Here is a 12,585-nt window from a genome sequence, read left to right as displayed (position 1 = left end):
GAGTACATATAGAATTTTTTAACCGTCATCATGTTTAGTAGAGGAGGCTTACTCCTCTACTTGTAAAAGCTTAAATTTCTATATTAAAGTTCATGGCTATTTACAGTTCACACTTTCTCTTACTTCTTGAATTGATCATTTTAACAATAGACTTTTCTTTATTTTCATTTTTTATATATCTAGCTGGTAACGGTTTTAATTTGTAGATGTAATCGCCTTTTGTCCAGTCGACTTCTTCATCTAGAAAGTTAGGGCTAATAATGGCAATGTTTAGATTAGGCGCTATGCGTGTTAAAGCGTCAACAGTACCAAGGTAATGATTGCTATGAAAAGCGCCATTAAAGTGTACTATTTGACTTTTTGGATATTTAACATGCGCATTATAAATAGATTCAGCCATCGTATTGTCACGCGCTAATTGAGCGTAAAAACTATTATTTAGAGTTACTTTAGAATTGGGTGATTTATTTGTTTTATGGTGCATCATTGCACTGGTAAATTTATCTTGATATGCAGAAGTACTGGTTGTGATATCCGTAGCGACCCAAAGTTCCTTTTCACTGTCTAAAGTTTTTATAAATTCAGGACCCTTACGCGCAACACACCTAACGATACTAAGGGGGGTATTGGCGGCAAATACAGGGAGTTGATTGCTTTTAGCAAACTCTATAAGAGGGCGGTAGTCACTTCGATAGTTTTCCCATGCATCGCCTTCATTTATGAGGGTTTGCTCGCCAATTTCATTATCTAAATATTGGTCGAGCACTTGTTGCTTATCACGACTAAATTGCTCCATCGTAAGAACTAATCTTTTGTTGCGAAGATACAATGCAGTTAATAAGTCAGCTTGTAATTTATGTGAAGCACTATGAGAGTGGTATTCACCAATAAAAATCACATCAATATCTTTGAGGTTTTCGCTAATTTGTTCGATTGAAGTGGGGAGTTTGCTTTTTGAATCATGCAAGACATAGTCGTACATAGTTGAGATTTCAATGCCTTGCTGTTCACTTTGCTCAGTGATACTGCACCCTTGCATAGACACTATTGACGCAATTGCTGCGAGTGTAGTTATAAATTTCATCGGTAATTTCATGTGGGTTATTTAGTATTTTTAGCTTGTAATGATAACTATTATCATATAAAAAGTCACTGATTAAGCACTGTTTATCATGAAGTATGAGACTGGATTCTCGTTAGAGCGGTTGCTATTTCATAGTTAGAGCTTCTGAGCGTGGTTTGGAGTTGATACATATAGCTGTAAGCGCTCGGTACAAAATTTTTGATTGATACTTTACTTAATGCGGTTGAGCCAGCAGTGAACGGAGCTTTTTTTATGTTGCTAAACAAATAGCATGACCTTAAAGCCATGCTATTGAGTAGAAGTACATAATACAAAGAATTTTTAAAGCATTTCTACTTTAACTTCAATCCAAGCATTTGCGGTGTCTTCTTGTCCACCTTTGGCAATCGGCGTAATCTTAAAACCATTCCAAGGGTCGATAAAACTTTTGCCTATGGCAAGTTCTGCATCTGTTTCATCTTCTTGGGCCCAACGTGAGTTGTCTTTTGAGTTTGGTGTCATATCGAGTAGTGCAGATCTATGGTTCCAAAATGAAGGTTGGGATTCATTCTCCATATAGCCTTTTATGTTTACCAAAACGCCGTTTTTGGTATTTGTATTGTATCTATCATTTGTCGTACGGTATTCAAGCCAATATGTATAATTTCCATTACCTGACTTTAAGCGTAAACCTATACTTCCAGGTGCATTTGTGCCATTTGATGACCCGTGGTCAAATGCGTATATGCGATAAGTACCAGACGAACTTATGAGTGGAACTTCTTGATCGTTTAGCCATCCCTTAAAATAGCTTTTATACATCAAATTATATTCTTCTAGGGTATGTGCGCCCATCCCCATCATTGCATGAGGGTTGCCATAGTTCCGTATAGAATCGTTGCCTGAGTTAATTACGTGGTTACCACCTTCTACAGACATTGAGTGACGAAGACCCATGGCATGTCCCATTTCGTGTGCAATTGTACCCGGTTTGTGATGGTATAATTGAATAAATGGAGGACCAGCTTGAGAGTTAATGGTCGAAACTTGAGGAGCGGCCATCATGACAAGATTGGCTTCACCAGGGAAATTCATATCAACGCCAGCTTCCGCAATTTTGTCAGCGTATAGTTGGTGCCATCCCTTTGTATCAGCGTCATACTTGGATTTAGGTTCATTAATCACTATTTGAGGTTTAATTTCCCATGTGACATTAAATCGTCCATAAGACTGTTCAGCATAATATTGTTTTACAGTCTCCATATCTGCAATAATTTGATCAGTCGTCCACGTCAAAGGCGTATCGCTAAAACTAAATGGAAAAATAATAACGTTTACATGCGGGTACTCGTAGGCGACGTTTCCAGGATCTATTGCCCCTGGCTCTTTTCGACAACTCGTTGCGCCTAAATCAGCAACTATGGTTGCTCCTTTGAATAAACCGCGCATCACAATGTTGGTCCAGTACTTGGTGGGGTTAGTGATAACCACGCACTCTGTGTTACCTACATGCTTTGAGCGGATACTATCATCACCGGGTCTTGGGTAGCCTCCTTCGCCATTACGAGCCTCTAATGTAAGGTTGCCTTGACCATAAGACGTTGTAATTGCGACACTTCCTGCGGAGTCTGCGCCAGGCACTGAGAAACTCTGAAACTGAGAAGAAGATTTAACACACACAGGTATGCTATCAGCTAATGCTGATTGCTCTGTGGGTGCTTGGCTTAAACACATGTCTTCAAGTTGAGAAGTATCGCGTTTTTTGATGTGAACAGAGTAGTCCTCAACTTCCCCTGCATTAAAGTTTTCGCATGCGTTTGCAACAGGTGAGTTGTATTTCATGGCAATACGCATTCTAGAGGTAATCCCCTCAGCCGAAGCGGGTATATCCAATGAGGTGGTGAGTGCGGTCCGGCTACTACCAGAACCAACGAGTTCGTCAATATCACTGAAATCCCCATCGTTATTTAAGTCAATAAAGACGCTCCAGTATTCAGTGTACGCGTTGTTGACAAACCCAGGGGTCAGCGTTATTTGATTTTGACCAACACTCAATTGTGCGGTTAAGTGCGTAAAATCAGTGTAGGGAGATTGTCCCGATGAAAGGTTATTGATCCCTGAGGTAGAAACCCCTGCAATGTGCTCATAGTTTCCACCACCTGAACTTTGGCAATAATTTGTATTTTGTAGGTTAATATCATTATTCGCTAGTAAATGGGTGCTTGCGAGTACACTTGGTACTAGGCAGGACCCCATCAATAGCATCTTTTTTGTAGATTTAATTTTCACTTTACATGTTCTCCAAGATTGTGAGTAAACATGTCCAAAAACTGGACAATTATCTCATGGTAAAAAGGCTGTATTGTCATAAAAAGTTCTTCAAATTCATGTCGGTTTTAAACAGCCCTCTGAAATCAATGTATATTGTATGCAATAATTGTAAAGATGAATTTAATTCATAATTATCTAAAATCGGTAAAAATGTATGCGTAACTGCATGATTTATTTATTTTTAGCCTGTTTTTTAATTGTTTTTATATATGTGTATATTTTTTTGGAATATTGGAACCATCATTCTCAATAGAATAGTGAGTAGGGTATGTTTCAATGTTTAGGAGGATGCAACTGAAGCTCTACAGCTAGTTGTTTTGTTTAGTTAAATAAATGCGAAAGGGGAAAGCGGCTAGTTTGAGATACACTTTAACAGCAAGAAAGTGAAAGTTAGTTAAGTAATGTGATTCGTTTGTAGTTAATACCTGTAATATTGAACAACGACTGCTTGTTCAAAAAAAGACTAAGTCGTCACTGTCGTCGCTTAGGTCTTTTTCTTCCCGAATTGCCGCCAAATCATCTACCAACTCATTGAGTAATGACATACTTTTGTCATCTTGGTGGGCACTGGTTTGCTCTCTTATTTCTTGAATGATTGTATCCATATGATGTAATTTCGCAATTTCGTTCAGGCGAATATCGATTGCTTCTACCACGTAATGGAAGATATCAATTAAAGACCCTTTACTGTAACTATCAGTTGGCATATTTTTGACAATCAGTTCGGCTTGTTGGTACTTAAAGAATGTTGATTGCCCAAAAGATTGAACGTTGGCTGCATTGACTTCGAGCTCATCAAAAAGCTCAAGCTCCATCTCGCAAATATCTTCATCATTGTTTTTAAAATGGTATTCGGTACCATCAGTTAGTTTTAATCTTGCAATATAATCCAGTTCCCAACTTTCCATTAATGAAGACAGATAATCTGAGAATTTTGAAATGTCATTTAAATTTAGACACTGTCGATAGAAGTGAATAAGGGCGTTATTATCGAGCTGGGTACGAAAAGAGCGATCCGTTTGCAGCTGCGAGTCTTTCTTCGCATGTTTTAGTGCTCGCAGTCTTTTAGCTTGATAGTCTAATAAGCTGTCAACTTTAAGCTTTAGAAGCTGTTGGGGAATATCTTTGGCGATGTAGTTTTCAGCTCCGGCCTCAAATGCTCTTAGTCGCCACTCTAAGTCAGTCTCACCACTTAAAAAAACGGTGATAGTTTCTTCCTTTTTAGGTGTGTTTATAAGACGGCAAAATTCTATGCTATCTCCATCGGGTAGATATAGATCTAATAAATAAATATCAAATAGCTGTGTTTGCACGGCTGACTCGGCGTCTTTTAGATTAGTGCACCAGGTTACGTGTGCTTTGTCTTCGCACAGGAGCATGACGAGTTTAGCGTAAATTGGGTTATCTTCGACGAGTAAAACAGTAAACTTTTTCATGGCAGATCGCTTCAGTTAATCGACTATAAAATCGTAATTCGCAGACGCTGATTTATAAGTATGTCTAGTCATGCTCTAAACGCAATATTTTCATTACTAACCCACAGAACAAAAAATTAGTGCTTCATATGCGTATGATGGTCATGAGTTAGGTAGTGGAGCTACAGAAGGAGCGGTGATACATAGTATTTGTACTGGCTAATTGTACCTCTATTGGGCTATATTGATTACAAAAGCAAAATGAAAGGAATATAAATTATGAAACTGATTTGGTTATTAACTTGTGTTACTTCTTCGGCTTTTGCGTTTGAAAAGCACTTAGATTTTAGCGATAGGATTGTCGTTCCAGAAGTGCAATCTGTGAGTGTGTCTAGTTATACGAGGACTCAGTTTGATAAATCATTGATGCAAGACAATAGTTTAGAGCAAGCGGAGCATGTGGGTAAGATTTACTCACTTTTGACACCTGATGAACAGATTAAATACAAGTATAACAGGGGCTTACTTTTTAATACTGTGACGTTCGACCAGTATCATTCAGTTAGTACACGGGCAAAAGAAGCCAGTGCCCAGCATATTAATTATATTTTTTGGGGTAAGTGAATGAAAAATGCGATATGCCGTTAAGGCCAGTTAAGCGGCATATCGCGAAAAGTGTTTTAATTATTATTCACAGCCTTTTTGCACTGTTGTTGTCCATACTCTCACGACGAAGTCGTTATAATCTCCATCGTTTTGATCTTCCCAGTATTGCTTGTCGCCATAAACGGTATAGTTACCCGTTAACTGATTAGCGTTACCATTGACTGCCAGAACATAGTTATAACTCGTACCTTGTAATACATCATAACTGCCAGAGGCGCCATATTCGTCTAATAACTTCACGTAACTGCCGTTAACTGTTACACCCCAGTCATTGTTATAAGCAGCACTCTCACTGATAAATTGATAATTGATACGCGTGTAGTTATCAGGAGTACATGCAGGGTCATTATCAATAATTGTTCCCAGCGCAGATGCCGAACCTGTTACATTTTGATCTGCGTTTGCGTTAAGAGTAAAGGTCTCATCGCCCTCATGGTTTTGGTCATCTAATGCACTGATAATAATACTGCCTGATGTTTCTCCACTGGGTATTGTCAAAGTGGTCTGAGCCAAGCTGTAGTCACTGCTGTCCGTTGTTCCATCTGTAATACTGAGGTCAATCGTGACATCTTGGTAATAACTATTACTCAAATTAACCTGATACTCTAATTGACCAGCTTCTAAAGCAGAGTCTGTAATTGCTTCTAGTGTAAACGACGGTAATGGATCTGTTTCACAGGTTGGAGTTGTGTAGCAAGCGACTTCTTTGTCTGTGTTTGATGCTAAATCGTTTATACGTACTGGCACGGTAGCCAGTAAGCAGGTATTGCCCGAGTGAGGATTAAGCTTATATAGTTTAGATTTATTGACGTGACCATAGTCATTTATCAGTGTTCTACTTACTACAATTTCTCCACTCTGATTAAGTGCTGCGCCAGTTGCTGCTGTTAGTGAATGATTAGCTTTTTTAGTCACTGCATAAGTTGTTTTGTCTATTTGATAGACCGCTCGACTTGTTATCAAATACCAATTGCCATCTTGTATGACCAAGTCACCCCTAAACTTGCCTTTCAGTGAACCTAAAGACGCTAGCTCAATTGTGGTGCCAGAGTTTTTATCGATTTGGTAAAGTTTTTTGAAATCAGTTCCAATTAAAGCATCACGCTGCGCATCGTAAACCAGACTAAGTACTTGGGTAGTGCGTCCAACAATGGTATGTGTATCTGTATTAAAGTCATAGTAGGCCAGACGGATGTATTTAAAACGGTTGCCCATGATAGGAAGGTGTTCTTTTTGCTCCGCTGAAAGGCTTAAATGGCTGGTATCCACTTCATACTCAATAGGGCGAGGTGCAGAAATATAATACATGCGCTTACTGTTATTATCATAAGCAAGTGCAGAAGAGCTAAACTCTGCGAGCGTTTGCGCAAATGCAGTGTCTGTTTGCTCATTGAGGCCAAAGAGAATACCTACATCTCCTCGTCCGGCATTGATACCGTACAATTCACCGCTACATGTATTGGCAACACTTAGCGGAGAAAAAGACGCTGTTACTAAAGTTAATAAAGTGAGTGAAGTTTTTAGCATGGTAACAAACTCTGGTCGGGTTATCCTAATTTAGCTAACACAACACAAAGTAATGACACATCGACTTCCAATGTGGGATGTGAACTCTTAATCCTTTGAGACAGGCGCTTCCATTATTATCTTTGCAATCTCATTCTATTATTCTCTCTCATGAACAAAAATGCAACAATAAATTACTACAAATGGATTAAAAAATTTGGAGGTTAGGTGTTTTTCTGTGATTCCAAGTAGTTAGGAAGTAACTCTTCAACGATAACTTTGGCTGGTATTGTGTAGCGAACACCATTAAACATTACCGATGTGTGTTCTTCGATGCCTGTAATTCCAGTAAGAGTCCAACCTTCGCCTTTTTCTTTACACAGTACCTTTGTTGTTGGTGGAATAACTACAAATTCAGTATTATTTTCAGTCATCTTTTTATCTTCACTGGACTTTCTAATAGGATGGGGTAGTTTATACCAAAATAATAAAAAATCGACCATATTGATGAGATGGAATTACATACCCAAAGGCTAATATTACGCTTGGTCAATTATCGTGATAGCCGCGCATTGCTTGAAATACTGAATGACCCCCAAGTTAGTTACTTCAATGACTATGGTACAGATCTGACAATGCAAGATATCAAAGCGATGATCCAAAGTGATTTAGAGTTGTTTTACCAAGGAATTGGTGTGCGTATGATGTTGGTTAAAGATGGTATTCAAATAGGCTCAATTGGTCTATTTGATTATTGTGAGGATACTGCAAAAATTTACTTGGGGTATGAACTTGAGCCAAAACATTGGCAGCAAGGGTATATGAGAGAGGCAGCCACTTGTTTGCTCAACGCCTTGGAAGTGATATTACCAAAAGCTTTGGTCGAGCAGGTGAGTGCAAAAGTATCGCCGCATAATACACGTAGTGTAAATTTGTTATCTCATTTGGGCTTTGAAATACGGCATAGTGAATATCAGCTATGCCTAAATAAATCTAAAAGCAAATTGGTTTCTGGGAATTAGAAGCCTTTTTTGCTAAACAGCGTTACGCGGTCAGATACCAGAGTAACAGTGATATTTTTACTTTCGTTGCCCCAAACGCAGTTTGTATGTAAAGTCTTTTCTTCACAAGAATCCGCAGAGCCCAGTACTTGCTCAAGTGCCGTTTTTTCCATGCCAACAGAAATCTTTTCATAATTTTCTATAGTCACCTTTGAACAAGCGCTTAGGCTCAGCAACGCAGCAATCGTTAAGAGTTTTTTCATTTAGGTTATCCTATTAATGTTTATATTTCCTAATTTGGAAAATAATGCCCATTTTTGGGTGATCTAGATAATGGATATCTCCGCTATACACGCGTGTAAATTGAGACATCCTAGCTGTTTCTAATTCGCCTTCGTCAGTCAAATAGCGATAGTCAAAGTTACTTGTGACATATAGGTAATGCCGGATATGGATTTTCATCGTTCCGTCCAGTTCCCATAAATCTTCACCTTGTGTTTTGACAGCCCGTTTCGGAGCAGTGTTAAGTAAGCTGACAAAATTATCACTTTGTACATTATCTATGTATTTATAGCTAGCAGGTTGCTCGAACTTCATGCCTCCAAATACGACAACATTTGGTGCCCGCTTTTTACTTTGATCGGGAAATCGCCATCCGGTATGCAGGATAGGATTTTTCCCTTGCCTCTCTAGCTTTTTTCTAATTGACTCAAACCTAAGTTGCTCGGGTGCTAGCAAATACATCGATTGCATGTGTTCTAACGGCTCGCTATAAGGAATCGTTGGCAGTTTTTCAAATTGTTCAACGTAATTTACGGCGTCATCGCAGTACCAAGAGCTCTGTTGTTTAGTAAACTGTTCCATCACTGAGCGAGGGTCATACTTCGCATCACCAGACAAACAAGCTTGATGCCCAACGTTATTGAACCCCTCGGTTAGTAAATCAAGTCGTTTTTCTTGAGGAAGAGGGTCTGTTTCAATCGAAAAGTCTTCTCGAATTTCAGTACCTGCTTTTTGAGAGAAGGCTATTAACTCCACTTCAAACCAGCGCACCGCAAACGCTGGCATTGCAGCGCTGCTTATCGTCCCCAAGAAAATCGCTTTTAGTACAAATTGCTTCATGCAACCGCCTTTTTCTGAAAATCATCCATCATAGCGTTAACGAGTTTTAGTCGCTCTTGGCCATTTTTTTCTTCTATATTAAAGCGTAACTTACTTGCGCCTTCCATTCTATATATAGCTGGGTTGCTTTGTATCAAGCCAATAATGAATGTCGGGTTAACGTTAGTGTTGTTGTTAAACTCAAAATAGCCGCCCTTAGGGTTCGCCTCAATTTTCTTGATACCTAGCTGTTGTGCTTTGCACTTTAATAACTGAATGTTAAATAGGTGCTTGGTTGCATCGGGGAGCAGTCCAAAGCGATCAATCAACTCGACCTTTAGTTCATCTAATTCGGGCTCGCTATTCATGCTTGCGATGCGTTTATACATACTCAAACGAATGTTTACGTCGTGAATGTAGTCGTCAGGTAACAGGGCTGGCACTTTTAAGTCTACTTCACTTTGCTGTTGAAGAAGGTTTTCCAGAGTCGGTTCTTTTCCATCTTTGAGAGCTTGAACTGCTTGTTCTAGCATTTCCATATACAGTGTGAAGCCAACAGTTTGTATTTGACCACTTTGATCATCACCCAGTAATTCTCCAGCACCACGGATCTCTAAGTCATGTGTTGCAAGCGCAAAACCTGCACCTAAATCTTCTAATGACTCGATTGCTTGAAGTCGTTTTACAGCGTCTTTTGTCAGTGCTTGGCTATTTCTAGTGAGTAAATAAGCGTAAGCTTGGTGGTGACTTCGGCCAACTCGGCCACGAAGTTGGTGTAATTGTGCAAGGCCAAGTTTATCTGCTCTGTCCATAATAATGGTATTGGCAGATGGAATATCGATACCTGTTTCGATAATAGTGGTGCAAACGAGTACATTGTGTTTTTGGTGATAAAAATCACCCATCAACTGCTCCAATTCGCGCTCACGCATTTGACCATGTGCCACTGCAATGTTTGCCTCGGGCACCAGTTCTGATATGTCGGCTGCTGTTTTTTCTATGGTTTCTACATTATTATGTAAAAAATAAACTTGTCCGCCACGCTTGATTTCACGTAAAACAGCTTCACGTATGAGCTCATCATTGCGTTCACGCACAAAGGTTTTAACCGCTAAACGCTTAGCTGGTGGTGTAGCGATGATTGAAAGATCTCGCATGCCACTCATTGCCATATTGAGTGTACGCGGTATTGGTGTTGCAGTCAGCGTTAATATATCAACATCGGCTCGGAGCTTTTTAATCTTTTCTTTTTGTCTAACGCCAAAGCGGTGTTCTTCATCCACAATGAGCAAACCCAGATCTTTAAACAAAATATTTTCTTGGATTAACTTGTGGGTACCAATAACAATGTCAATTTTTCCAGATTCTAGGGCGGCCAGCGTTTCTTTTTGCTCCTTGGTGCTATTAAATCTGGACAATACGCCTACCTCGATAGGTAGATCTGCGAAACGGTCTTTGAAATTTTCAAAATGTTGCTGCGCGAGTAGGGTAGTAGGAACCAATACGGCAACTTGTTTATTATCGTTAATCGCAACAAATGCGGCTCTCATAGCAACCTCGGTTTTACCAAATCCGACATCACCACAAACAAGCCTGTCCATCGCCTGATTGGTTTGCATATCTCCTATAACAGCTTCAATCGCGTTGCGTTGGTCGTCTGTTTCTTCAAATGGGAAGCTATCACTAAACTCTCGATATGCGCCACCTTCAAGTTTGAATTGATGACCGGGCTTACTTTGTCTCTTGGCATAAATATCTAAGAGTTCAGCCGCCACATCTCTGACTTTTTCAGCGGCTTTCCTTTTGGCTTTTTCCCAGACGTCGGAGCCGAGTTTATGTAGCGGTGCTGAAGCTTCTTCTCCGCCTGAGTAGCGACTTAACATGTGTAGCGACGATACCGGCACGTATAGCTTGGCATCTCCGGCATAAGTAATCGTTACAAACTCGGTTGCTACGCCGGCAGCATCTATGGTTTGCAAACCCAAATAGCGGCCGACACCATGGTCTAAATGTACAATGGGCTGGCCTTCTTTTAGCTCAGCCAAATTACGGATCAGCGCATCTTGCCCCTGCTCATATTTATGTTTGCGGCGACGCCTTTGCGATACCTTTATACCAAGCAACTCTTGCTCGGTAATAACGGATAACGGCTTTTCACCAGCAAGAACGACTGAAGATTCCAAGGGGCTCACTATGAGCCCGACATCAGATCTGCCACTGATGAACTTATCAAAGGACTCAAACTCCTTGAGTTTTAACCCGGTTGGTTTAAGCAGAGAAATGAGTGATTCACGGCGTCCGTCTGACTCTACACTAAATAGGATCTTGCCCTTGAGCTTTTTCTGCGCAGCAATATAGTCGATAACAGCTTTGTAGGGATCAGACTGCTTGTGGTCAATTCTTACTTCATCAACCGCCTTAGCATTTAAATTAGTATGTCCTGCTTTCGTTCCAAGTTTTGCTTCGCTGAGTCGAATTCGAGGGTAGTGGGAAAACCCTTCAAACAATGATTCGACGTTTAAGTAAAGCGCTTTAGGTTCAAGCAATGGGCGAAGAGGGTCAACGCGTCTGCTCTCATAACGCTTGCATACATCCATCCAAAAATCGTTTGCCGCATGCTCCACATCTCCAAGATGCATAAAGACAGCATCTTTGGGCAAGTAATCGAATATAGTTGCTAGCTTGTCGTAAAAAAGTGGAAGATAGTATTCAATACCAGCAGGCCAGTTGCCACGGGTAACCTGCATGTAAATTGAGTCTTGTTCTGAACTTGCCCCAAAAGTTTCACGGTACTTAATTCTGAACCTTTCAATGTCTTCATCGTTTGTTGGAAATTCATGAGCTGGTAGTAAATCTATTGCATCGATAGTTTCGCTTGAACGCTGAGACTCAATATCGAAAAGACGAATACTGTCCAATTCATCATCAAAGAAATCGAGCCTAAATGGACGCTCGCTACCCATCGGGTATAAATCAATGATTGAACCTCGTACAGCAAACTCCCCGTGTTCCATTACTTGTTGTACATGGCGATAGCCAGCCTGAGTCAATGTATCTTTCAAGCCCGTGGCGTCTAACGTATCTCCAGCTTTAAACTGCAAAGCATTACCATATATAAACTCTGGCGGAGCCGTTCTAAGCATAAGCGTAGACACGGGTATGAGTAATACCCCTTGCTGTTTTTTTCTTAATGCATTCAAACTGGCTAAACGCTGTGAAATAATATCTTGGTGTGGAGAAAAGTGATCGTAGGGAAGGGTCTCCCAATCAGGGAAAACCATCACTTTGTCTTCCCCAATAAGATAACCCAACTCTGTCTCAAGGCGCAGCGCGCTGGGTGTGTCTGGCGTAACTAAGACCACGAGGGACTGGTTTTGCTTTATTCCCTCACTAATGGTGATTGCCAAACTACTACCAAGGAGTTGTCCCCAATGGATTTTGTCTTTTTGTGACTTTATCCAAGGTAGCTCATTCCACTGCACTAACGCCATTATTTACTCCT

Annotated in this window: 10 protein-coding genes; 2 read left to right on the top strand and 8 right to left on the bottom strand. The window is 40.2% G+C overall.

Annotation, left to right across the window (positions count from 1 at the left end):
• Nucleotides 1-100: 100 nt before the first annotated feature.
• The 3 genes from N475_RS18200 to N475_RS18190 form a co-directional block, all read right to left on the bottom strand.
• On the bottom strand, nt 101-1,084 hold the full coding sequence (locus N475_RS18200) for a ChaN family lipoprotein (protein ID WP_063365751.1): 984 nt from the start codon (nt 1,082-1,084) through the stop codon (nt 101-103).
• Nucleotides 1,085-1,405: 321 nt separating this feature from the next.
• A complete protein-coding gene (locus N475_RS18195) occupies nt 1,406-3,352 on the bottom strand; it encodes a GEVED domain-containing protein (protein WP_081232465.1) in 1,947 nt (648 codons plus the stop codon).
• Nucleotides 3,353-3,846: 494 nt separating this feature from the next.
• Nucleotides 3,847-4,830: a response regulator gene (locus N475_RS18190; protein WP_063358185.1), complete on the bottom strand. Its 984-nt coding sequence runs from the start codon at nt 4,828-4,830 to the stop codon at nt 3,847-3,849.
• Between the two features lie 258 nt (nt 4,831-5,088).
• On the opposite strand from N475_RS18190, the gene N475_RS18185 reads away from it, so the two are divergent.
• Nucleotides 5,089-5,433: a hypothetical protein gene (locus N475_RS18185; RefSeq protein ID WP_063358184.1), complete on the top strand. Its 345-nt coding sequence runs from the start codon at nt 5,089-5,091 to the stop codon at nt 5,431-5,433.
• A 63-nt stretch (nt 5,434-5,496) separates the two neighbouring features.
• On the opposite strand, the gene N475_RS18180 is transcribed toward N475_RS18185, so the two are convergent.
• Together N475_RS18180 and N475_RS18175 are read right to left on the bottom strand one after the other, a co-directional pair.
• Nucleotides 5,497-7,002 carry a Calx-beta domain-containing protein gene (locus tag N475_RS18180; RefSeq protein ID WP_063358183.1) on the bottom strand — a complete coding sequence of 502 codons (1,506 nt, stop codon included), beginning with the start codon at nt 7,000-7,002 and terminating at the stop codon, nt 5,497-5,499.
• Between the two features lie 203 nt (nt 7,003-7,205).
• Complete coding sequence (locus N475_RS18175; protein WP_063358196.1) at nt 7,206-7,415, bottom strand: hypothetical protein; 210 nt, start codon at nt 7,413-7,415, stop codon at nt 7,206-7,208.
• Nucleotides 7,416-7,493: 78 nt separating this feature from the next.
• Between N475_RS18175 and N475_RS18170 the strand changes: the two genes are divergently transcribed.
• Complete coding sequence (locus N475_RS18170) at nt 7,494-8,003, top strand: GNAT family N-acetyltransferase (RefSeq protein WP_063358182.1); 510 nt, start codon at nt 7,494-7,496, stop codon at nt 8,001-8,003.
• Here N475_RS18170 and N475_RS18165 read toward each other — a convergent pair.
• From N475_RS18165 to mfd, 3 genes are read right to left on the bottom strand one after another with little or no spacing between them, the layout of a single operon-like run.
• Nucleotides 8,000-8,245: a hypothetical protein gene (locus N475_RS18165; RefSeq protein WP_063358181.1), complete on the bottom strand. Its 246-nt coding sequence runs from the start codon at nt 8,243-8,245 to the stop codon at nt 8,000-8,002. The two genes, N475_RS18170 and N475_RS18165, sit on opposite strands and share 4 nt — an antisense overlap.
• A gap of 13 nt (nt 8,246-8,258) precedes the next feature.
• Complete coding sequence (locus tag N475_RS18160) at nt 8,259-9,104, bottom strand: CsiV family protein (protein ID WP_063358180.1); 846 nt, start codon at nt 9,102-9,104, stop codon at nt 8,259-8,261.
• On the bottom strand, nt 9,101-12,574 hold the full coding sequence (gene mfd, locus N475_RS18155; RefSeq protein WP_063358179.1) for a transcription-repair coupling factor: 3,474 nt from the start codon (nt 12,572-12,574) through the stop codon (nt 9,101-9,103). The genes N475_RS18160 and mfd overlap by 4 nt, the downstream gene beginning before the upstream one ends.
• Nucleotides 12,575-12,585 lie beyond the last annotated feature (11 nt).

Source organism: Pseudoalteromonas luteoviolacea DSM 6061, assembly GCF_001625655.1.
GTDB classification, from domain to species: Bacteria; Pseudomonadota; Gammaproteobacteria; order Enterobacterales; family Alteromonadaceae; genus Pseudoalteromonas; species Pseudoalteromonas luteoviolacea.
This window is presented reverse-complemented; position numbering and strand designations above follow the sequence as displayed.